Source organism: Actinomycetospora lemnae (assembly GCF_028737315.1).
GTDB lineage: Bacteria > Actinomycetota > Actinomycetes > Mycobacteriales > Pseudonocardiaceae > Actinomycetospora > Actinomycetospora lemnae.
In genome coordinates this window covers 36376-57759 of the sequence record NZ_JAQZAO010000019.1, presented here as the reverse complement: position 1 = coordinate 57759, position 21384 = coordinate 36376, and the positions used below count along the sequence as shown (strand labels likewise).

The 21384-nt window shown below is 74.4% G+C and carries 21 protein-coding genes and 1 pseudogene; 8 read left to right on the top strand and 14 right to left on the bottom strand.

From position 1 onward, the window contains the following. Positions 1 to 20 precede the first annotated feature (20 nt). Positions 21 to 545: an OsmC family protein gene (locus PGB27_RS27680; RefSeq protein WP_274203674.1), complete on the top strand. Its 525-nt coding sequence runs from the start codon at positions 21 to 23 to the stop codon at positions 543 to 545. A 134-nt stretch (positions 546 to 679) separates the two neighbouring features. On the opposite strand, the gene PGB27_RS27675 is transcribed toward PGB27_RS27680, so the two are convergent. Both PGB27_RS27675 and PGB27_RS27670 read right to left on the bottom strand, forming a co-directional pair. Continuing rightward, the gene (locus PGB27_RS27675; protein WP_274203699.1) at positions 680 to 1786 is read right to left on the bottom strand and encodes an FAD-binding oxidoreductase; all 1107 of its coding nucleotides are present in this window, start codon (positions 1784 to 1786) and stop codon (positions 680 to 682) included. An 886-nt stretch (positions 1787 to 2672) separates the two neighbouring features. Beyond that, entirely contained in the window at positions 2673 to 3545 is an 873-nt protein-coding gene (locus PGB27_RS27670; RefSeq protein WP_274203673.1) for a hypothetical protein, read from the bottom strand. A 524-nt stretch (positions 3546 to 4069) separates the two neighbouring features. Between PGB27_RS27670 and PGB27_RS27665 the strand changes: the two genes are divergently transcribed. Then, the gene (locus tag PGB27_RS27665) at positions 4070 to 5500 is read left to right on the top strand and encodes a nitric oxide synthase oxygenase (RefSeq protein WP_274203672.1); all 1431 of its coding nucleotides are present in this window, start codon (positions 4070 to 4072) and stop codon (positions 5498 to 5500) included. A gap of 69 nt (positions 5501 to 5569) precedes the next feature. Here the strand turns inward: PGB27_RS27665 and mftM are convergent, their stop codons facing one another. The 4 genes from mftM to mdo all read right to left on the bottom strand — a co-directional run bounded on the left by mftM (position 5570) and on the right by mdo (position 10707). Next, positions 5570 to 6502: a mycofactocin oligosaccharide methyltransferase MftM gene (mftM, locus tag PGB27_RS27660; RefSeq protein WP_274203671.1), complete on the bottom strand. Its 933-nt coding sequence runs from the start codon at positions 6500 to 6502 to the stop codon at positions 5570 to 5572. Further along, a complete protein-coding gene (locus PGB27_RS27655) occupies positions 6499 to 8043 on the bottom strand; it encodes a VWA domain-containing protein (protein ID WP_274203670.1) in 1545 nt (514 codons plus the stop codon). The genes mftM and PGB27_RS27655 overlap by 4 nt, the downstream gene beginning before the upstream one ends. A 26-nt stretch (positions 8044 to 8069) precedes the next feature. Then, on the bottom strand, positions 8070 to 9320 hold the full coding sequence (locus tag PGB27_RS27650) for an AAA family ATPase (RefSeq protein ID WP_274203669.1): 1251 nt from the start codon (positions 9318 to 9320) through the stop codon (positions 8070 to 8072). Positions 9321 to 9414: 94 nt separating this feature from the next. Continuing rightward, a complete protein-coding gene (gene mdo, locus PGB27_RS27645; RefSeq protein WP_274203668.1) occupies positions 9415 to 10707 on the bottom strand; it encodes an NDMA-dependent methanol dehydrogenase in 1293 nt (430 codons plus the stop codon). A gap of 260 nt (positions 10708 to 10967) precedes the next feature. Between mdo and PGB27_RS27640 the strand changes: the two genes are divergently transcribed. Next, positions 10968 to 11675: an SDR family NAD(P)-dependent oxidoreductase gene (locus PGB27_RS27640; protein ID WP_274203667.1), complete on the top strand. Its 708-nt coding sequence runs from the start codon at positions 10968 to 10970 to the stop codon at positions 11673 to 11675. A 65-nt stretch (positions 11676 to 11740) separates the two neighbouring features. On the opposite strand, the gene PGB27_RS27635 is transcribed toward PGB27_RS27640, so the two are convergent. Next, positions 11741 to 12112: a GntR family transcriptional regulator gene (locus tag PGB27_RS27635; protein ID WP_274203666.1), complete on the bottom strand. Its 372-nt coding sequence runs from the start codon at positions 12110 to 12112 to the stop codon at positions 11741 to 11743. Continuing rightward, on the bottom strand, positions 12109 to 12696 hold the full coding sequence (locus tag PGB27_RS27630; RefSeq protein ID WP_274203665.1) for an acyl-CoA-like ligand-binding transcription factor: 588 nt from the start codon (positions 12694 to 12696) through the stop codon (positions 12109 to 12111). Before PGB27_RS27630 ends, PGB27_RS27635 begins: the two co-directional genes overlap by 4 nt. 144 nt (positions 12697 to 12840) lie before the next feature. Here PGB27_RS27630 and mftA point away from each other — a divergent pair, with 144 nt between their 5' ends. The 3 genes from mftA to mftC are packed head-to-tail and all read left to right on the top strand — an operon-like array spanning position 12841 to position 14506. Further along, positions 12841 to 12918 carry a mycofactocin precursor MftA gene (gene mftA, locus PGB27_RS29530; protein WP_408630132.1) on the top strand — a complete coding sequence of 26 codons (78 nt, stop codon included), beginning with the start codon at positions 12841 to 12843 and terminating at the stop codon, positions 12916 to 12918. Further along, a complete protein-coding gene (gene mftB / locus PGB27_RS27625) occupies positions 12918 to 13253 on the top strand; it encodes a mycofactocin biosynthesis chaperone MftB (RefSeq protein WP_274203664.1) in 336 nt (111 codons plus the stop codon). The genes mftA and mftB overlap by 1 nt, the downstream gene beginning before the upstream one ends. Further along, positions 13250 to 14506 (top strand): mycofactocin radical SAM maturase, encoded by a 1257-nt coding sequence (gene mftC / locus PGB27_RS27620; RefSeq protein WP_274203663.1) that lies wholly within the window; start codon positions 13250 to 13252, stop codon positions 14504 to 14506. Before mftB ends, mftC begins: the two co-directional genes overlap by 4 nt. Before the next feature lie 178 nt (positions 14507 to 14684). On the opposite strand, the gene PGB27_RS27615 is transcribed toward mftC, so the two are convergent. From PGB27_RS27615 to PGB27_RS27605, 3 genes and pseudogenes are all read right to left on the bottom strand, one after another. Further along, positions 14685 to 15239 (bottom strand): hypothetical protein, encoded by a 555-nt coding sequence (locus PGB27_RS27615; RefSeq protein WP_274203662.1) that lies wholly within the window; start codon positions 15237 to 15239, stop codon positions 14685 to 14687. A gap of 94 nt (positions 15240 to 15333) precedes the next feature. Continuing rightward, positions 15334 to 15995, bottom strand: a pseudogene (locus PGB27_RS27610) (response regulator). Continuing rightward, entirely contained in the window at positions 15992 to 17119 is a 1128-nt protein-coding gene (locus PGB27_RS27605) for a sensor histidine kinase (RefSeq protein ID WP_274203661.1), read from the bottom strand. Before PGB27_RS27605 ends, PGB27_RS27610 begins: the two are co-directional and overlap by 4 nt. Positions 17120 to 17336: 217 nt before the next feature. Here PGB27_RS27605 and PGB27_RS27600 point away from each other — a divergent pair, with 217 nt between their 5' ends. Next, positions 17337 to 17714, top strand: a complete 378-nt coding sequence (locus PGB27_RS27600) for a DUF6223 family protein (protein WP_274203660.1) — start codon at positions 17337 to 17339, stop codon at positions 17712 to 17714. 254 nt (positions 17715 to 17968) lie between these two features. Then, positions 17969 to 18991: a class I fructose-bisphosphate aldolase gene (locus PGB27_RS27595; protein WP_274203659.1), complete on the top strand. Its 1023-nt coding sequence runs from the start codon at positions 17969 to 17971 to the stop codon at positions 18989 to 18991. Between the two features lie 7 nt (positions 18992 to 18998). On the opposite strand, the gene PGB27_RS27590 is transcribed toward PGB27_RS27595, so the two are convergent. From PGB27_RS27590 to PGB27_RS27580, 3 genes are all read right to left on the bottom strand, one after another. Beyond that, positions 18999 to 19874, bottom strand: a complete 876-nt coding sequence (locus tag PGB27_RS27590) for a LysR family transcriptional regulator (protein ID WP_274203658.1) — start codon at positions 19872 to 19874, stop codon at positions 18999 to 19001. A 63-nt stretch (positions 19875 to 19937) separates the two neighbouring features. Further along, positions 19938 to 20873 (bottom strand): AAA family ATPase, encoded by a 936-nt coding sequence (locus tag PGB27_RS27585; RefSeq protein ID WP_274203657.1) that lies wholly within the window; start codon positions 20871 to 20873, stop codon positions 19938 to 19940. A gap of 49 nt (positions 20874 to 20922) precedes the next feature. Beyond that, positions 20923 to 21384, bottom strand: a complete 462-nt coding sequence (locus tag PGB27_RS27580; protein WP_274203656.1) for a ribulose bisphosphate carboxylase small subunit — start codon at positions 21382 to 21384, stop codon at positions 20923 to 20925.

Here is a 21384-nt window from a genome sequence, read left to right as displayed (position 1 = left end):
CACGGGGGAGGATCGCGGTCATGGACAAGACGAAGCTCGCCGAGACCCAGGGCCCGCTCAAGTCGCAGTACAAGGAGGACCCCGAGTCGGCGGTCGTCACGCTCAAGGCCTACGGCGACGTCGACGGCTCGGGCATCGCCTGCCGCGTGCAGACGTCCCAGGCGCTCGTCGAGGCCGGGCTGCACCCCGCCACCGGCGGCGACGGCACCCAGCTCTGCTCCGGGGACATGCTGCTCGAGGCGCTGGTCGCCTGCGCGGGCGTCACCCTGCGCGCCGTGTCCACCTCGATGGGCGTCGAGATCCGCGGGGGCAACGTGCACGCCGAGGGCGACCTCGACTTCCGCGGCACCCTGGGCGTCGCCAAGGACGCGCCGGTCGGGTTCCGTGAGGTCCGCCTGCGCTTCGACCTCGACACCGACGCCGACGCCGACACCCTCGCCACGCTGCACAAGCTCACCGAGCGGTACTGCGTCGTCTTCCAGACGCTGGCCAAGCCGCCGCAGCTCTCGGTCGAGATGACCCCGCGCCAGCCCGCCGGCGCCTGACGGGTCGCCCGCCCCGAGACGGACGAACGGCGCCGCCCACGACTCGTGGGCGGCGCCGTTCTCCTGTGATCAACGGGGAGCTCGTACGCGTAGAAGCAGCGAGATACCCGTTCGCTGCGGAACCGGGGCGCCGCTCAGTCCGTGTGGTACGGGTCGTAGTGGATGTTGAGGAACGGCGTGCCGGCGTCGAGGAGCGCGTTGACCGTCGCGCGCACCATCGGCGGGGAGCCGCTGACCGTGATCTCCCGGTCGGCCCAGGCGCCGTATCGGGCGACGACCTCGCCCACCGTGCCGGTCTCCGCGCCGTGAGGACGGCCGTCGTCCTCGACCACGGGCACCACCGACAGCCACGGGTTCTCCTGGGCGCTGCGCCGCAGGGCCTCGATGTCATAGAGGTCCGCCCAGGAGCGCCCGCCGACGAACAGCGCGACCTTGCGGTCGGTGCCGTCGATGATGAGCTGCTCGATGATCGCGCGGGCCGGCGCCAGGCCGGTGCCGCCGGCGACCATGAGCAGGTCGGAGCGCGAGCGGGGGTCGAGCGTCATCTGGCCCATGGGCGGGCCGATGCGCCACACGTCGCCGACGCGGGCGTGCGACACGATCGCCCGGCTGACCCAGCCGCCCGGGACCGTGCGCACGTGGAACTCGAGCACGCAGTCCGGACCGGGCGCGTTCGCCGGCGACATCGAGCGCCACATGCGCGGGCGCTGCGGCGTCTCCACGCTGACGTACTGCCCGGCCAGGTAGGGCACCGGCTGGCTGGTCTGCACCCGGACCACCGCGAGGTCCTGGGAGATCCGCCGGTGCTCCATGACGCGGGCCATCCACACCGCGGGGCCGCGCTCGGCGTCGGCCGCCTCGCGCATGGCCTGGGCGACGATGCCGTACGCCCCGGTCCACGCCTCCTCGACCTCGTGGGTCCACAGCGCCGGCCCGGCCGTCTCGCGCAGCGCGCCGAGGAGGGCCTCGCCGACCTTGTCGTAGTGCTCGCCGACGACCCCGAACTTGCGGTGGTCGCGACCGAGCTGGCGCAGGAAGACCGACAGCTCGTCGGGCCGGTCGACCATCTGCACCACGTGGACCAGCGCCCGCAGCAGCCGGGTGCGCTGCAGCTCCATGGTGACCGGGAACAGCTCCCGGGTCTCGGGCGCGATCCGGAACAGCCAGCCGTAGAACAGCTGGGTCAGCTCCTCGGAGCGGGGCGCGACCGCGGCGAAGCTCGACCGGATCAGCGACACCATGTCGTGCACGTCGTTCGACGCGGCGGCCTCCCGCGGCGCCGGCAGCCCGACGCCCTCGGGCGCCCGGCCCGACGGCGCGCCCGGGGCGGGCGCGGGCGGCGGCGGAGGCGGCGCGGTGGGGATCGGCGGCATCGACGACGGACCCGTGGGACGGGCCCCGTCGTACCGGCCGCCGTCGTACGGGGCCGGCGGCGCGGCGGCCGGCGTGGACCCCGGGTAGGAGCGCACGCCGGACTGCCGACCGTACGAGCCGTGCGGGTAGGTCATCGAGCTCCCCTCGGACGCCGAGCGATGGGGACCGGTGCGGTCGGGCCCGGGTGTGGACGGTCGGTACGACGGGCCGTCACGGCGGTCGTCGGCGATGTCGAAGACCGAGCTGTCGGTCTGGTCGGGACCGGTCGGGCGACCGGCGCCGAGGGGGCGGGACAGGGGGCCGGAGGACGTCTCGTAGCCGTCGGGCTCGGAGCGGCCGTAGCCGCCCCGGGGGTCCACCCGGTGATCGTCACGGAGGTCACGGTCGTGGGCACCACCCGGTACGGGGGACCTGCCGAGCGGCCCCCCCGCCAGGGAACGGTCGTCCCTCGCTGCGGTCACGTCTGGTCGACTCCTCGTCCCGGATGACTGGTCTCCCCCGGCGTCGCGCCACCCTAGCGGTTGTCCTCGACCTGCGAACGCTACTCCCGGTCGCACCCGGTACCGCTCTGTCGTGTCCCCGTGCGGTCAGCGTAGGGCCACGCCCGGTGAGCGGAGTCCGGTCACCCCCGGATCGGGTGACGCGGCCGATCGGCCGCGTCACCCGTCGTCGCGGGACGACCGCTCCCCGTCGTCGATCTCCACGGTGGCCGGGGCCCACGGCGGGGCATCGCCGGACGGGCGCCCGCCCGCGTCAGTTCGCGGTGGTGGATCCCCCGTCGAGGGGCGACGACGAGGTCGCGGAGCCGTCGTCGAGCTCGTCGAGGTCCCGGCTCCCGGCGCCCGTGTCCTCCCGCGGGGGCGCGTCCTCGCCGCCGTCCGCGCGCGGGGTCGGCGACGACGTCGAGCGCGGGGTCGGGGTGGAGGGGGAGGTGGCTTCGGGGGTGGTCGAGCGCGGCGTCGTCGCGCTCGGGCGGGTCCGTGACGAGGTGGTCGCGCGCGGGGGCGCGACCGGCTGCGGTGCGCCGGGGGCGGAGGCGGCCACCGAGGAGGGCTCCACGACGCGCACGGACACGTCGGGCTCGAGCGCGCCGACGACCCCGGTGTCGACGGTCGGGACGGTGGTGGTCCCGGGCACCGGCGTCTGCTCCGCCGGCACGTCGGGGAGGCCGGGCAGCGCCATCTGCGCCCCGGTGCGCTGGGCGTCGAGCCCGAGCGCGATGCCCACGCCGCCGACGGCGACGGCGGCCATCACCGCGGCGGCCGCCGGCAGCGACGACAGCCCGCGGCGCTCCCGGCGCCCCGTCCCCTGCCCGTGGGAGAGCAGGCGGGCCATCTCGTCGGCGCGCGCCCGCATGTGCCGCGACGGGCGGGGGCGACGGCGGGCCGGGGGCTCCGCCGGTGCGACGACGGCGTCGACGTCCGGGCGTCCGGGGGCGGCGATGTCGGCGATCGCGGGGACCTCGGGCAGCGCGGGCGCCGTGCGTCCCGTCCCGGCCGGACCGACCACCGGCAGCACGGTGGTCTCGCCCTCGTCGGCCGGCGGGCCGGCCGGGCGCGCGGCGGACGCGGGCGTCCGGCCCGGCCCGTCCGGCTCGTGGCTCGCGGGCCCCGGGGCTCGCGTCACGGTGCACCTCCCGACCCCGCGGTGCGCGCCGTCCCCGACGACGTGACGCGCTGTGTACGAGGCCATCACACGTTGTCGACCGAGCAGCGTGCCAGACGTGATCGACCGAACGCGAACGACCCGTGGCCGAGGGTCGGGTGCCGGGCGGTCCGGGGCTGTCCGGGGAAGGACGGTGTGTGCGCACCGTGCCCGGAGCACCCTCTACAGTGGGCCGACGTGGAGCCGTCACGGGACGCCGGCACGTCGGCGAGGCCGCGTCGGGGACACCGCGTGGCGACGCCCGGTCCCGCCGACCCGAACGTGGACTGCGCCGTCGGGCCTGGTCAGCGGCCTGCCTCACCGTCGCTCCCCGTCGCCGTCGGTGACGTGGTGCCGCCGGTCGGCGGGTCCCGACTGCGCCGAACAGACCTTCAGGGTTCGGACGTCCAGCCGGACGATTGATCCGAACAGCGAGATCCGTTCCGGGACCCGGGGCGGCACAGTGGACGGCGGCCGCGCGGGACGGCTCGAGACACGGAGGTGGCATGACGCGCGGCGTGGCGATCGAGGCCGTCGGCAGCGGGGACCACACCACGGTCCCCACCCCGCATCCGCGACCCCGCCCACGGCCTCGCGTGCCGTCGGTCGTCGCCCCGGGCGTGCCCGCTCCCGCGGCCCCGCCGGAGATGGCCGAGGCTCCCGAGGAGTCGGTCGAGTCGGTCGAGTCGGTCGAGTCGGTCGAGCCCGTCGAGGTCCCGGTCGAGGCCGTCGAGGCCGATGCGGCCGACGTCGCCGTCGACCCTGCGGCCCCCGTCGCGGTGGCCGGCCCCGCCCCCGAGCCCCCGGTCCGCGGCCGCACCGTCGACCCCGCCGAGGCCGAGGAGTTCCTCCGGCTCTTCCACGCCGAGAACCCCGCCGAGGGCCCCGTCGAGCCGCGGATCGCCGCGGTGCACGACGAGATCGCCCGCACCGGCACGTACGTCCACACCACCGCGGAGCTCGAGTTCGGCGCCCGCGTGGCCTGGCGGAGCTCCGCGCGCTGCATCGGGCGCCTCTACTGGCGCAGCCTGCACCTGCGCGACCGCCGGCACGTCACCGCGCCCGACGAGGTCGCCGCCGAGTGCATCGGGCACCTGCGCGAGGCCACCCGCCGCGGGCGCATCCGCTCGACGATCACGATCTTCGCTCCCGACGGGCCGTCCGGCTCCGGGCCGCGGATCTGGAACGAGCAGCTCGTCCGCTACGCCGGCTACCGCGCCGGCGGGCGGGTGCTCGGCGACCCGCGCTACGTCGGGTTCACCGACAACGCCCGCGCGCTGGGCTGGATGCCGCCGAGCCCGATGGGCCGCTTCGACGTCCTGCCGCTCGTGGTCAGCGGCGGTGGCGAGCACGTCGGGGAGGGCCCGCAGATCCACGAGGTCCCCGCCGACGCCGTGCTCGAGGTCCCGCTGAGCCACCCCGAGTTCGGCTGGTTCACCGACCTGGGGCTGCGCTGGCACGCGCTCCCGGTGATCAGCAACATGCGGCTGGACATCGGCGGCGTCTCGTACCCGGCGGCGCCGTTCAACGGCTGGTACATGGCCACCGAGATCGCGGCCCGGAACTTCGCTGACACCGACCGCTACGACCTGCTGCCCGACGTGGCCGAGGCGATGGGCCTCGACACCTCCAGCGAGCGCACCCTGTGGCGCGACCGCGCGGCCGTCGAGCTGACCGCCGCCGTCCAGCACTCGTTCGACGAGGCCGGCGTCTCCCTCGCCGACCACCACGGCGAGTCCCAGCGCTTCCTGCGCTTCGTCGAGAAGGAGGAGGCCGCGGGGCGGAAGTGCCCGGTCGACTGGAGCTGGATCGTCCCGCCGATCTCCGGTGGCCTCACGCCGGTGTTCCACCGGTACTACGACGAGCCCACCGACACCGGCCCGATGTTCCGCCTCGACGAGCAGGCCAAGGCGCGGGGACGCGGCTGCCCGGTCTAGACCCGGGTCGGCGAGTGATCGAAGTACCGATACGGACACTGGGTGTCAGCGACGGCACTTCGCTGACACTCAGGCCTCGATCACGAGCCAGCCGCCGTGGTCGTCGGCCACGGTGAACGGGCGCCCGGAGCGCTCGCCCAGCGCGTGCAGGGCGGCGTGGTCGAAGGTCCGGAGGTGGCCGTAGACGGGCTCCGGCTCGTCCTCGTAGGGCACGGCGACGACGACGCGGCGGCGCGCCACGCGCAGGGCCTCGTCGAGCACCCCGACGGTCTCGCGCGGCGGCAGGTGCTCGAGCAGGTGGACCGCCGTGACGGTGTCGACGGCGCCGTCGGCGACGGGCAGGGCCCGGGCGTCGGCGACGATCGCGCGCACCGCCTCGCCGCGGCGCCGGGCGACGGCGCCGAGCAGGCCCATGGTGCCCGGGGTGTGGTCGCTGGCGACGACGTCGAACCCCTCCTGCGCGAGGCGCAGCGGCAGGAAGCCGAAGCACGAGCCGACGTCGAGCACCGTGCGGCCGCGGATCTCGACGAGCGCCCGCTCGTGCACCGGGGCGAACGCCGCCAGCGACGACTCGGGCGCGACGTCCGGCGCCACCTCGTGCGCCGGCGCGCGCAGCGCCGCGAGGCTGTTGGCGTAGAACGTCGACCACGCCGTGAGCGGGTCGCTGATCGTCGAGCGCACGATGCCGGTGAAGACGCGCTCGAAGTCGCCGGCCGAGGCGACCAGCCCGCCCAGCTCCCCGGCGAGCAGGCCCGCGATGTCGTCGTCGAGCTCGTCGGGCCGCAGCCGGTGCAGCACGAGCAGCCGCGCGCCCTGCCGGTGCACCTCGAAGTGCTCGGTGACCCGCTCCGGCGGGCGCGCGGCGACGAGGCGGACCGGTACCGCGCCCCGGTCGACGTGGCACACGACGACCCGGTCGTCCTCCCAGCGTCCCGGGTGGGACGGGGCGAGGGGGTCGATCCGCACGACCCCCGTGGCGGGCGCGTCCGCCAGCCCTGTCATCTGCCGATCATCTCGGCCGCCATGTCGTGGCTGACCTCCGACAGCCCGGTGAGGTCGCGGACGACGCGGATGCGGTCGACGTGCTCGGCGTAGCGCGGCAGGTCGCAGGCGCCGAGCCCCCAGGAGTAGCGGGGCTCCGGGGTCAGCCAGATCGTCTCGCGCGCCCGGCGGGTGATCTCGGCGAACGCCTCCATGTTCGCGTCGTTGCCGTTGCCCCGACCGTCGCCCAGCACGATCACCGTGGACCGCCGGTTCACCGCCGAGCCGTGGTCCTCGAGGAACGTGCCGAACGCGGTGCCGTAGTCGGAGTTCGCGTCGACGTCGAGCAGGTCGCCGCCGAAGATCAGCCCGAGGGCGTCCTCGACGGTGTGGTCGGCGAACAGGTCGGTGACCTCCAACAGGTCCGCGACGAACGCGAACGAGCGCACCTGCCCGAACATGTCCTGCAGCCCGTGCACGAGGTGCAGCGTGAAGCGGGCCGTGGCGCGCACCGACAGCGAGACGTCGGCGAGGATCACCAGGCGCGGCTTGTCCTCGGTGCGCTCGACGGTGACCGGCCGGAACGGCACCCCGTCGAAGCGCATGTTGCGCCGCATCGTGCGCCCGGGGTCGATGCGCCCGCGCGGGGACTCGCGGCGCTTGTGCGTCAGCGCGCCGTGCAGGGTCTTCGCGAGCCGGCGCAGCGAGTCCTCGAGCTGCTGGCGCTCGTGCTCCTCGGCGCGGTCGACCTCGGCCCGGTGCGCCTCCTCGTCGGCGTGCCCGCCGTCGACGATCCGCTGCTCGATCTCCAGCAGCCGCTCGAGGTGGCGCTTGATCGCCTCGGGGAGGTTCTCGAGCATCCCGGCGAGCCGGCGCCGCAGCGCCATCGCGTCCGTCTCGTCGCCGTCGTCGGAGATCCCGTCCTCGACGCCCTGCAGCCAGCCGAGCAGCGCCTCCTGCTGCGCGACGTTGAGGTCGGCGTCGACCTTCGTGCCCGACTCGGTGGCGATGTCGCCGGGCAGCCCGCCGCCGTGCAGACGGTCGGTCTCGATCTGGACCTTCTCGGTGGTGCCGGTCTGGTCGGTGGCCCCGTCCTTGGAGAAGACGATCTCGTCGGTCATCGCCGCGAGGTCGAGCTTGTTGGCCTCCTGGTGCAGGTTGTACTGCTGGGCCATGTCCTCGGGGTCGAAGAACTCCTTGATGTCCACGGGTTTGCCGTGGTCGTGGCCCTGCTGCGGGGTCTCGGCGGGCTCGTCGGAGAGGGTGAAGTCCTCGAGCGTGCCGTCGTCGGACAGGTCCTCGTGACCGTGCCCGTGACCGTGCCCCCGCTCCTCGGCGCCGATGCGGACCAGGGCGAAGTACGCGTCGAAGATCTCGTCGAAGGTCGCCTCGTCCCGGACGTCCTTGACCAGCGCGACGCGCAGGGCGGCCCGCAGCGTCTCGCGGTCGGCGAGCACGCCGGGCTCGCGCGCACAGCGCATGGCGTCGAGGACCTCCGACGTGGAGATCCGGACCTGCCGGATGCGGAGCAGCCGGACGAAGCGGTGGATGCTGGCCTCCACGCAGGCCTCCTCTCGGGCGGGCGGGGCTAGAGGGCGCGCTTCTTGCCGAGCCCGAACGAGCGGCTGCCCTGACCGGAGCTCACCGGCCGCTTCTTGGTCGGCTCGGTCTCGCCCGAGCGGGCGCGCTCCTGGTACTCCCGACCGGGGGCGCCGTAGACGCCCGCGTGCCGTCCCTCCTGGTCCTTGGCGGCGCGGACCGCGCGGCCGTCGGGGCCGTCGTCCTCGTCGTCGTGCACGGGCCGGGACGTCGCGGGCGCCGGGCCGCTCGAGTGCCCGTTGTCGTGGCCATGCCCGTGGCCGTGCCCGTGGCCGTGGCCGTGGGCGTCGTCGATCTCGGCGTTGGGGTCGACGAGCTTCGGCAGGGCGCCGAGGGCCTTGGTGACGTCCTTGTCGTACTTGACGACGACCGAGACGGTGTCGGCGAGGATCTGCGAGTTCAGCTCGTCGACGCCCAGCACGGCCAGGGTGCGGGCCCAGTCGATGGTCTCGGAGATGCTCGGCGCCTTGCGCAGCTCGAGCTCGCGCAGCCCGCGGACCACCTCGACGAGCTCGCGCGCGGCCGCCTCGGGCAGCCCGGTGTCCTTCGAGCGCACGATCTCCAGCTCGCGCTCGGCGGTGGGGTAGTCCAGGAAGAGGTGCAGGCAGCGGCGCTTGAGGGCGGCGGCCAGGTCGCGCGTGTTGTTGCTGGTCAGGATGACGTAGGGCGCGTTCTCCGCCCTGAACGTCCCGACCTCGGGCACCGAGATCTGGAACTCGCCGAGCGTCTCGAGCAGCACGGCCTCGAGCGCCTCGTCGGCGCGGTCGACCTCGTCGATGAGCAGCACGACGGGCTCGTCGGAGCGGATGGCCTCCATCAGCGGCCGCTCCGCGAGGAACTGCTCCGAGAAGAAGACGCTGTCCTGGGACGCGATGCGCTCGACCGAGGTCTTGATGTCGGGGGCGTCCTGGACGATCTCACTGATCTTCTCGCGCAGCATCTGGGTGTAGAGCAGCTGCTTGCCGTAGTCCCACTCGTAGAGGGCCTTGGTCTCGTCCTGGCCCTCGTAGCACTGCAGCCGCAGGAAGCGCCGGCCCGTGGCCAGGGCGAGCATCTTCGCCAGCTCGGTCTTGCCGACACCCGCCGGTCCCTCGAGCAGCAGCGGCTTCTCGAGGCGGGTCAGCAGGAACACCGTCGTGGCCAGGCGCCGGTCGGCGATGTAGCCCTGCGCGGCGAGCGCGTCGACGACCTCCTCGACCGTTCCGAAGGGCGGGCTGGCGTCGGTGGTCGTGCTGGTCACGCGGGGTCCTTCCGAAGGTGGCGGATCGAGGGGAACACACCGGTGCCCGGCGGGCCAGCGCAGAGGCCGACCTCACCGGGCACCGGTGCTGCGATCAGCTGAGCAGGTCGTCGAGGTCGCCGTTCATGCAGTGGTCGACGACGGGGCGCACGGTCGTGAACGTGCACTCCTTGGGGTTGCCCGGCGTGCAGGCGTCACCGAGGACGTGGTTGGTGATGCGGTCCACGTCGGCGTCGTTGCCCGTGATGGTCTTCTCGTTCTCGTAGAACTTGGTCGGGCCCTGGCCCAGGCGGTTCTTCGAGTACGAGTCCTGGGTGACGTCGGTGAACTTCTCCGGGATGCCCACGTCGCGCAGCAGCCGGATGGACGCGGCGAGCGCGGCCTCGGCGGCCTGGACGTCGGTCATGTGCGTGGTGTCCACGCCCATGGCCTGGGCGATCTTCGCGAAGCGCTTGTAGGCCACCGGCATGTTGAACGCCCACACGCGGGGGAGCGCGATGGCGTTGTTGAGGCCGTGGTGGGTGTCGTAGAACGCGGACACCGCGTGCGAGATCGAGTGGATGATCCCGAGGCCGCCGGAGTTGAACGCCTGGGCGGCGATGTACTGCGCGTACATCATGCCCTCGCGGCCGGGCAGGTCCTGCCCGTTCCACACGGCCTCGCGCAGGTGCTCGTTGGTGAGCTCGATGGCGCGCAGGGCGTTGCCCAGGCTCGGCTGGAAGTTCAGGCGCGAGACGTAGGGCTCGGAGGCGTGCGCGAGCACGTCGAAGCCGCACTGGGCGGTGAAGTCGACCGGGCAGTCGTAGTAGAGCACCGGGTCGTCGATCGCCAGGCTGGTCACCGAGGCGTCGTCGAACGCGACGTACTTGTGCGGGTTGTTCGGGTCGGTCGTGGTGTCGGTGATGACGTAGGCCCACGACGTCTCCGAGCCCGTGCCGGCCGTCGTGGAGACCGCGATGTGCGGCGGGTTCTTCGGGTTCTCGGACTGGTTGAAGCCCTCGAACTCGTTGACGTTGCGGCCGTCGTGGGCGACCGAGACGCGGGCGCCCTTGCAGGCGTCGTGCGAGGAGCCGCCGCCGATGGAGACGAAGCTGTCACAGGAGTTCTCCTGGTACAGCTTCACCGAGTCCATGACGTTGTAGTCCTTGGGGTTGGACTCGACCTGGTCGTAGATGACCGTCTCGATCCCGTGCCACTTCATGGACTCGGAGATCTTGTGGACGATGTCCGTGCCGCGCAGACCCGAGGTCATGATCAGCGTCTTCTTGAAGCCCATCTTGAGGGCCTCGGGGCCGATCATCTCGTGCGAGCCGGGCCCCAGCAGCGCCCGCGGGAAGGGGTGGAACTCCTTGATCGGGAACGGCTTGAGCAGCTCGTCTACCTGCATGGCGGTCCTCTCGGTCGGGGTCGGTCCCGGAGCGCCCCGCAGGGGGCCGGCTCCGCGCGATCCGGCGCGACGCTAGGGGTGGCGCGGGTCACGAGGACAGGGGCGCGCGGTGATCCCGACCACGGCGACGGTGCCCGGCCTGCACCTTCGGGCAGGTGGCCCGCCTGGCCATCGTGCGGCGTTGTCGCCGACCCGTTGTTGCAAGGTGTACGCGACAAGCGTCAAGGGTGGAAGGGGACGGCCGCGGGAACCTCGGGCCGGTGACCGAGGAGCTGTCCGGGCGCACCGCGCTCGTCACCGGTGCCAGCCGGGGCCTGGGCCGGGCGATCGCGGCGGGGCTGGCCTCCGCGGGTGCCTCGGTGATCGGCGTGGCGCGCGACGGGGACGCCCTGGGCGCGGCGATGGCGGCCATCGGCGGGCGGGCGCTGGTGCACGACCTCGCCGACGTCGACGGGATCGCCGCCCGCGTCGACGGGCTCGAGGTGGACGTGCTGGTCAACGCCGCGGCCGTGATGAGCGCGAAGCGGTCGAGGACGCTCGACACGTCGCTGGGGGAGTGGCGCGACGTGCGGGCGGTCGACCTCGACGCCCCCTTCGCCCTCGTCGGCGCGCTCGTGCCGGGGATGGCGCGGCGCCGGTGGGGCCGGGTGGTCAACCTGTCCGCGTGCCTCGGGCGCATGACCGGTCCGGGCACCGCGGGCGGGCTCGCGCCCTACCGCGTCGCGAAGGCGGGGCTCAACGCGCTGACCCGCAACCTCGCCCACGAGCTGGCGCTCGGCCGGCGCGGGGTCCTCGTCGACGCGACCTGCCCCGGCCACTGCCGCACCGACATGGGCGGCCCCGACGCGCCCCGGTCGGTCGAGCAGGGCGCGGACACGGCGATCTGGCTCTGCGGGCGGGCCTCCAGCCCGTCCGACCCGGCGCCGACCGGGCGGTTGTGGGAGGACCGGGCCGAGGTGCCCTGGTAGGGGAGCGAGGGCGCCCCTGGGTGCGTGGGAGGCAGCGAGGGCGTCCCTCGCCCCGCGGGCCCCGGTCAGGACTCGGCGAGGGCCGCGCGGGCGAGGTCCAGCGCGCGCTCCCGCGAGACGCCGAGCGCGGTGACCCGCCGCGCGTACTCGGCGGCGAGCTCGCGGGCCGGGTCGGCGGGCGACTCCCCGCCCACGACGAAGGTGCCCAGCCGCCCCCGGGTCTCGACGACCCCGGCCGCCTCGAGCTCCCGGTAGGCGCGGGCAACGGTGCCGGGCGCGAGGTTGAGGTCCCCGGCGAGTCGGCGCACCGCCGGCAGGCGCGTGTGCGGGGCGAGGCCACCGGTGCGGGCGAGCTCGGTGATCCGGGCGCGCAGCTGCTCGTAGGGCGGGTCGGACGAGTCGGGATCGAGGTCGATGAGCTCCTCGGGCGCGCTCACGGCGACGAGAACCCCCGCGCCAGGGCGTCGAACGCCTCCTCGACCAGCGCGCCCAGCGCCGCGGCGTCCGCCTCCGGGCGCCCGTGCCAGGCGCTGAACACCGCGCGCATCGACGCGACGACGGCCCGCCCGAACACCTGCGCGCGCAGCGAGGCGGGGTCGGTGCCCCAGCGCCCGGCGGCGTCGGTGGCGAGGGTCTGCTCCCAGTCGCGGTAGCGGACCGTGGCCCGCGCGGCGAGCTCCGGGACGTCCTCGATGAGCCCGAGGCGCCGGCGCAGCGCGGGGAGCTCGGCGTCGGCGTAGTGGTTGACCGCGAGGAAGGCGGCGCGGGCGGCGACGACCGGGTCGTCGCCGGGCTCGTCGCGCAGCACGGCGGCGAGGGCGGCGAGGCCGTCGTCCAGCTCGCCGAGCACGACGTCGAGCTTGGTGGGGAAGTACCGGAAGAAGGTCCTCCGGCCCACCCCGCCGGCGACGGCGAGCTCGTCGACCGTGGTCTCGTCGAAGCCCTGCGTCGCGAACAGCTCGAGGGCGACGTCCTCGAGGCGCCGGGCGACCGGCACCCGTCGCGCGCTCCTCGTCGTCACCACACGAGCATCCTCTACCAACCCGGGTCGTCCGCCGCCCCCACCGATCGGACAGGGGAATCCCGTCCGCCGGACGTCTGGTGGTGGCACCGAGTGCCGCTTAGCGTTCCCAGCGCCCGAGGCACCGCTGGTGAGGAGGACGCAATGGGAGAGAACGAGGAGCTGGTCGAGGAGACCCTCGTCGAGGAGGTCTCGATCGACGGCATGTGCGGCGTCTACTGATGTCGACGACGGCGGCGGGGGCCGGCCCGCGAGCCACCCCCGCCGGCGTCGAGCACTTCGACGCCGACCAGCCGTACCGGATCTCCGGCTCGGTCTCGGTGCGTCCGGAGTCCTTCGGCGCCCTGGTCTACGACTTCCACACCCGGCGGCTGTCGTTCCTCAAGACCCGGCCCCTGGTCCGGGTCGTCGAGACGCTCGCCGACCACCCCGACGTCCACGGCGCCCTCGAGGCCGCCGAGGTTCCTGCACCCCAGCGGGACCAGTACCTGAAGGCCCTGGCCGGCCTGGCGCAGGCGGGCACCATCAAGCGGCGCTCCGAGGGGGACACCCCGTGAAACTCGTCGACCACTTCGTCGAAGGCCTGAACTCCCCGATCTGCCTGACCTGGGAGCTCACCTACGCCTGCAACCTGTCCTGCGTGCACTGCCTGTCCAGCTCCGGTCGTCGCGACCCGAACGAGCTCTCCACCGAGGAGTGCAAGGCGGTCATCGACGAGCTCCAGCGCATGCAGGTCTTCTACGTCAACATCGGCGGCGGCGAGCCGACGGTCCGCAGCGACTTCTGGGAGCTGCTGGACTACGCGATCGCCCACGACGTCGGCGTCAAGTTCTCCACCAACGGCGTCAAGCTCGACAAGGCGCGCGCGGCGCAGTTGGCGGCCACCGACTACGTCGACGTGCAGATCTCCCTCGACGGCGCGACGGCCGAGGTCAACGACCACGTCCGCGGCCCCGGCTCGTACGCCACGGCGATCCGGGCCATGGAGAACCTGTACGAGGCCGGGTTCGGGCAGTTCAAGATCAGTGTGGTGGTGACCCGGCACAACGTCGACCAGCTCGACGAGTTCAAGGCCATCGCCGACCGCTACGGCGCCCAGCTGCGGATCACCCGCTTCCGCCCCTCGGGCCGCGGCGCCGACTCGTGGGACGAGCTGCACCCCACCCGCGAGCAGCAGCGCCAGCTCTACGACTGGCTCGTCGCCCGCGGCGAGGACGTCCTCACCGGCGACTCGTTCTTCCACCTCTCGGCGTTCGGCCAGGAGCTGCCGGGCCTCAACCTGTGCGGCGCCGGGCGCGTGGTGTGCCTGATCGACCCGGTCGGCGACGTCTACGCCTGCCCGTTCGCCATCCACGAGCAGTTCCTCGCGGGCAACGTCCGATCGCCGGGGGGCTTCGACACCGTCTGGCGGGAGTCCGAGCTGTTCGCCGAGCTGCGCGGACCGCAGTCGGGCGGCGCGTGCACGAAGTGCTCGCACTACGACGCCTGCCAGGGCGGCTGCATGGCGGCGAAGTTCTTCACCGGCCTGCCGCTCGACGGCCCCGACCCGGAGTGCGTGCTCGGCAACGGCGAGCGGGCGCTGGCGCAGCTCGAGATGGACACCGTCGTCCCCAAGCCGTCGCTGGACCACTCCCACCGGACGACCCGGGGGCCGCGCAAGGACGCGGGAGACGGAGCGCAGCGGGGCTCGACCGGTGGGAGCGGGCCGGTGCCGCTGACGCTGTCGGTGCGCCGTCCCGACCGGGCCTGCGACTCCGACCCCCTCGCCGGCGAGGGCACCCGCCTGCCCGCCGGCATCCGCGTCGGCTGATCCTCCGGGGCGAGGACACGCGGAGCGCCCGTCGCGCCCGCGCCTCCTCGCCGGAGGTCGGTCGGCTGATCTCCCCCGGTGCCGCGGGCGATCCCCGCGGCACCGGGGTGAGCCCCCCCGTCGAGGACGGCACCGCGGGCGACGGCCCGGCGTCGCCGATCGTCCGCGACGGCCGTGGTCAGTCCGAGGAGTTGCCCGACGAGCCGGAGTCGCTCGACGACGACCCGGAGTCGCTGCTCGAGGACCCGGAGTCGCTCGACGACGACCCGGAGTCGCTGGTCGACGACCCGGAGTCGCTCCACGAGCCGGGGTCGGACCAGGACCCGTGGTCGTGGTGGTGACCGTGGTGCGTGTGCCCGGGGTGCCCGTGGTCGTACGGGCCCGAGCCGGCGCCGCGGGAGCCCCCGCCGCGGGGCCCGCCGCCTCCGGTGCCGGCGCCCACGCGGACCCCGCCCACCCCGAGACCCGACACGGCGGCCCCCGGCACGCCGGTCACGGCGGCGTGCACGCGCGTCCGCACGAGGTTCATCACCGCGAGCACGGTGAGCATCGACGAGACCGCGATGCCGCCGACCGCGAGGACCAGCGTGCCGGTCGACGACGACGTCAGCAGCACCAGGGCGAACAGCGCGACGACGACGACCTCGACGACGACCGCGGCGGCCAGGAGGATCCATGCCCGTCGCGCGGCCACGGTGTCGTCGAGTGACGAAGCCCCGAAAGGGAAGGTCATGGACGACGATTCTCGACACGTGCGGACCATCGCGACAAGACCGAGATGACGGAGAGTAGCTCTTGACCGGTGCCCCGCCCGTGGCGCGCCGGTCTCAGGGGGAACCCGGGGTGACCAGCCCGGTCTCGTAGGCGAGGACGACCAGTTGCGCGCGGTCGCGCGCGTGGAGCTTGGTCATGGCCCGGTTGACGTGGGTCTTGGCGGTCAGCGGGCTGATGACCATGCGGTCCGCGATCTCGTCGTTGGACAGGCCGTGGGCGACGAGGGCGACCGCGTCCCGTTCCCGGTTGGTCAGGGCTCGCAGCGCCGTGGCGCTGCGGGTGGCGGGCGGGTGGGTGACGTACTGGTCGATCAGCTTGCGGGTGATCGCCGGGGCGAGCAGCGCGTCGCCGCGCGCGGCGACCCGGACGGCGTGCAGGAAGTCCTCCGGCAGGATGTCCTTCACGAGGAATCCCGCCGCGCCGGCGCGCAGCGCCTCGAAGACGTACTCGTCGAGGCCGTAGTTGGTCAGGATGACGACGTGCACCGAGGCCACGGCCGGATCGGCGGCGATGCGGCGGGTGGCTCGAGACCGTCGACGACCGGCATCTGGATGTCGATCAGCGCGATGTCGGGCAGGTGTTCGCGTGCCAGTGCCACACCCTCGCGACCGTCGCCGGCCTCGCCCACCACCTCGATGTCGTCCTCGACCTCGAGGAGCGCGCGGAAACCGCTGCGGATGAGCGGTTGGTCGTCGACCAGGAGGACGCGGATCACGACGCGTGTCCCGTGGGCAGCTCGGCCCGGACGGTGAACCCGCCCTCGCAGCGGGGCTCCGCGCTGAGGTGGCCACCGAGCGCCGTGACCCGTTCCCGCATCCCGAGCAGCCCGACGCCGGGCTCCGGCGCGGTGTCCGGGGTCGCTCGTCCGTCGTCGTCGACGCGGACGACCACGGCATCGTGTCGGTAGCCGATCACCACCGTCGTCCTGGTGGCGGCGGCGTGCCGTGTGATGTTGGTCAGTGACTCCTGGACGATCCGGTACGCGGTCCGGTGCACGGTGACCGGGACCTCGTGCCGGTCACCCTCGATCGTCAGGGTCGCGTCCAGACCGCTCGTCCGGGCCCGTTCCACCAGGTCCGGGACGTCGTCGAGCCCATGGGGCGGATTCCTCCGGTCCGCCTCGTCGTCACGCAGCGTCTCCAGTGTCGCGCGCAGTTCCCGAGCCGCCTCGCGCCCGGCCTCCCGGATCGCGAGCAAGGGCTCCGGCACCTGTTCCCCGCGCTTGCGGGCCAGGTGGACGGCGACCTCGGCCTGCACCTTGACCACGGAGATCTGGTGGGTGAGCGAGTCGTGCAGTTCCCGCGAGATGTGCAGTCGTTCCTCGTCGGCGCGCCGCCGGGCGGTCTCCTCACGCGTGCGCTCGGCCTCCTCCGCCCGTCTCTCGGCCTGTCGCAGGGCCTCGCCCGCAGCTCCGGCGGCGACCAGCCAGGCCAGGGGGAGCACGTCCCTGGCCGGGACGAGCGCCTCGCCCAGGGACACGTGGTGCGGAGAGGCCAGCATCGCGAACGGGACGGCAACCAGCATGATCACCGAACCCGCCACCGCGACGACGCGGTGCCCCGCCCGCACCGTGGCGTACACCGCGACCAGGTACGCGACGGCCGGCACGTCCAGCCCGACGGCGAGGTGCCCCAGCGCGCACAGCCCGGTCACGGCCAGCACGGTGACGGGAGCCCGCCGGCTCGCGACCAGGGACAGCGCTCCGGCGATCAGGAGGGCGTAGCCGACCGGGGCGGCATCCGTCGCGGGGTGCTGCCCGAACAGCTCGACGACGAGCAGGAACGCCCCCACGGCGACGGCGACCGCGCCGTCGCGGAGCCCGATCCGCCCCCGGCCCATGGGGGAACGCTAGCCCCGGTCACACGCCGGCGACTCCCGCACGCGGAGGATCGGGCGCCTACTGCGCGGGTGGTACGGCCGTGGGTCCTACCGCGTCCGCGGCAGCCTGCTGCGGCACCGACGGCAGCGCGAGGTGTCCGCGTCGGGGCGACGCCCGGGGGTGTGGCCCGGGGCCACGCTCGGACGTGTTCGAGCACCGGAGGACGAGGAGCGTCTCGTGTCCCACACACTGCTGGCCGCCGACGCGGCCACCGCCACTGCCCACACCCTGACCCCCGGACGGTCGTGGTCCCTCGTGGCGATCGCGCTCGGCCTGGGCGGGGTGGTCCTCGGAGGGCCCGCCCTGGCCCGCTCCGGGCGCGGCGGCGGCGCCGGGAGGACCAGGGCGATCGTGGCCCTGGTCGCGGGTCTCACGGCGACGGTCATCGGTGCGTGGGTGGTGGCCGCCGCCCGTGGTGGTCCGGGCACCGGCTACGGGATCGTCGGGGGGTGGGTGGCCCTGGTCGTCGGGGCGGCCGCCGCCATCCTCGGCGGGCCGGCCCTGGTCCGGTCCCGGTCCCGGCGCCGCGTCGACGTGCCGGCGCGGCACGCGTGACCGCGCCCGAGTGAACACCCGTGCCGCATGCGCTCACGTCTCGTCGTCCCGGGCGGGCGGGCGCTCGTGGCCGCCGGCGACGGACGCGGCGCTGATCGCGACGCGGGTGGTGACGCCCGCAGGCGCTGCGGATCGCGCGGCAGCGCGTCGAGCGCGCCGGCTACCACCTCCCCCGCCCGCTCCACCGCGCAGGGGACGCCGGGCGGGGGGCGGGGTCCCTAGCGTCGGTGGGCACACCGCCGAGGGAGGCCGCCGTGACGAGCACAGCCACGACGACGATCACCGAGTACCCGATTCCCGCCCGGGAGGAGCTGCGCGCGACCGCCGCGCGCCTCGTCGCCGGGCGTCGCGGGATCCTCGCGGCCGACGAGAGCCCGCGGACGATGTCGCGGCGCCTCGAGGACGCCGGCGTGGACCCCACCGAGGAGCAGCGCCGCGCGTACCGCGAGCTGCTGCTGACCGCCGACGACCTCGGCGAGGGCGTCAGCGGCGTCATCCTGTGCGACGAGACGCTGCGCCAGCACCTCGCCGACGGCCGCCCGTTCCCCGCCGCGCTCGCCGACGCCGGCATCCAGACCGGCATCAAGGTCGACACCGGCACCGCGCCCCTCGACGGCGGCGAGGACGGCGAGACGGTCACCGAGGGCCTCGACGGCCTCGCCGACCGCGTCGCCGAGTACGTCGCGCTCGGCGCGGAGTTCGCCAAGTGGCGCGCGGTGCTGCACCTCGGCGCGGGCCGCCCGTCGACCCGGGCCCTCGAGGCGGGAGCCGAGGCGCTCGCGGCCTACGCGCGGATCTGCCAGGACGGCGGCCTGGTGCCGATCGTCGAGCCCGAGATCCTCAGCGCCGGCGGCCACCGCATCGAGGTCTGCGCCGCCGCGACCGCCCGGACGCTCGCCCGGCTCGCCCGCGCCCTGGACCGCGCCGGCGTCGACCCGGCGGCGATGGTGCTCAAGCCGAACATGGTCACCGCGGGCGAGGGCGCGCGGCAGGCGGCGGGCCCGGCCGAGGTCGCCCGCGCCACCGTCGACACCCTGCGCGCGACGATGCCCGACGAGCTCGCGGGCGTCGCGTTCCTCTCCGGGGGCCAGCCGTCGGCGACCGCCGCCGCGAACCTCGCCGCGATTCGTCGGCGCGGTGGCCCGTGGCCGCTGACGTTCTCGTTCGGGCGGGCGCTCGTCTCGCCGGCCCTGCTCGCGTGGCGCGGCGACCCGGCCGCCGCCGACGCGGGCCGCGCGGCGCTGCGGCGCGAGGTGGACCGGGCCGTCGCGGCCTGAGCACCGGTCAGACCCGCTCCCAGCCGAGCTCCTCGTCCTCGAGCAGGTGGTGGATGAGGAGCTGGGTGCTGGCCGTGGCGTCGGGGTGCGTGACGACGTGCCACGGGCGCGCGATCGGGACGCCCGGCACCGCCAGCTCGACCAGCGTGCCCTCGGCGAGCAGGCGCGCGACGCCCTCGCGCGCCACCAGGGTCACCCCGAGCCCGGCCCGCGCCGCGGCGATCGTCGCGCCGTGGGAGCCGAGGACCATGCGGGGCGGGTCGCCGGGCAGGTCCGCGAGCAGCGCGGTGAGGGTGGCGCGGATGCCGGAGCCCTGCTCGCGCAGCAGCCAGGTCGCGGTCGCCGGGTCGAAGCCGGCCGCCGCGTCCGGGGCGCCGACGACGGTGAGCGTGTTCTCGCGTCGGGCGCGCACCCGGCCGTCGAGGTCGCCCGGCGGGCTGCCGGCGACGACGACGTCGAGCTCGTGGTGGCGCAGCATCGCCCACACCGCGGCGCTGGGGGAGACGTCGACGCCCACCCCGACGTGCGGGTGGCGGGCGCGGAAGGATGCGAGCAGGGCGGGCAGGAGGTGCTCGCCGGCCGTGGTGACGGCGCCGAGGCGGATGTGCCCGTGCTCCGGGTCGGCCGCGCCGCGCGCGGCCGTCGTGGCCTCGTCGAGCAGGCCGAGGATGCGCCGGGCGTAGTCGGCGTAGCGGGCGCCGGCGGGGGTGAGGCGCACGCCGCGGCCCTCGCGCTCGAGCAGGGCGACGCCGACCTCGTCGGCCAGCGCGCGCACGGCGGCCGAGACGGTGGACTCGGTGACCACCAGCGCCGCTGCCGCGCCCCGCACCGACCCCCGGTCGGCGAGCGCGACGAACGCCCGCAGGCGCGCGGTGGTGGTCACCCGCCGAACCTATGTGAGCACTTTCCACGGCTATAGCCGTCGAAAGTGCTCACATGGGGGCGGTCAGGTGCGGTGGCCGCCGGCGAAGACGCGACTGGCGCGCAGGTCGGCGGCCTGGAGGGTGGTGAGGTCGGCGAGGCCGACGCGGCTCCCGCCCTCCGCGAGACGGCGGGCCTGGCGCATGCGGGCGCGGTCGAGGGCGTTGCGGACGCTGCGGGCGCCGGCGAACCACTCCTGCTCGCGGCGCAGCGCCAGGTACTCGCGCAGCGCGGTGTGCGCCTCGGGCGAGAGCCCCAGCCCCTGCTCGGCGACCATGCCCTCGGCGATGGTCACCAGCTCGTCGGCGCTGAAGTCCGGGAAGTCGACGTGGTGCGCGATCCGGCTCTGCATCCCCGGGTTGGCCTCGAAGAACGTGGCCATCCGGTCGGCGTAGCCGGCGAGCACGACGACGAGGTCGTCGCGGTGGGACTCCATCGCCTGCAGCAGGATCTCGATGGCCTCGCCGCCGTAGTCGCGCTCGTTGCCCGGCCGGTGCAGATAGTAGGCCTCGTCGACGAACAGCACGCCGCCGCGCGCCTTGCCGACGATCTCCTTCGTCTTCGGCGCCGTGTGCCCGACGTACTGGCCGACGAGGTCGTCGCGCGTCGCGGTGACGAGGTGCCCGCGGCGCAGGAAGCCGAGACCCTTCAGCAGGTCCCCGATCCGCTGCGCGACGGTCGTCTTGCCCGTGCCCGGGTTGCCGGTGAAGCACATGTGCAGGGTCGGGCGGTCGGTGGTGACGCCGAAGCGCTCGCGCACCCGGTCGACGACCAGCAGCGCCGCGAGCTCGCGCAGCCGCTCCTTGACCGGCGCGAGCCCGACGAGCTCGCGGTCGAGCCCGTCGAGCACGTCGTCGACCCCGGCCTCCCGCCGGACCTCGTCGAGGTCGACGGTGGCGTCCGGGTCGAGGACGTCGGGCTCGTCGGGCACGGTGGGCTCGCCGGGGTCCGGCTCCGCCACGACCGGACGGGACGCCCGCCCGGCCGTCGCGAAGGAGACCCGTCCGTTCTCAGTGCTGCCCATGGCCGTTGCTCCGCGAGCCGCCCCGGGCCCCGCCGTAGCGGGACCCCGCGGGCCGCTCCGTGGCGTAGGAGTGGATCGAGTAGTGGACGCGCCGGTCCGCGCCCTCCTGGCGGTCGACGCGGAAGCCGGGCTCCTCGCTCGGCCGGTTGACCAGGAACGACAGGGCGACGGTCTGCCGGCCGAGGCCCGCGTCGTAGGCGTTGACGCGCACGTAGTGCTCGGGGTGCTCGTCGCGGCACGCGCGCACCTCGTCGAGCACCGCGGCCGGGTCCTGCAGGTCGAACAGCGGCAGGCCCCACATCTCCCAGTAGGTGTTCCGGGGGTGCGGGTCGTCGGTGTACTCCACCGAGCAGGGCCAGCCGTGCTCGAGCGCGTAGGCGATCTGCGCGGTGATCTCGTCGTCGGTCAGGTCGGGCAGGAACGAGAACGTCCCCTGGGTGATGCGCAT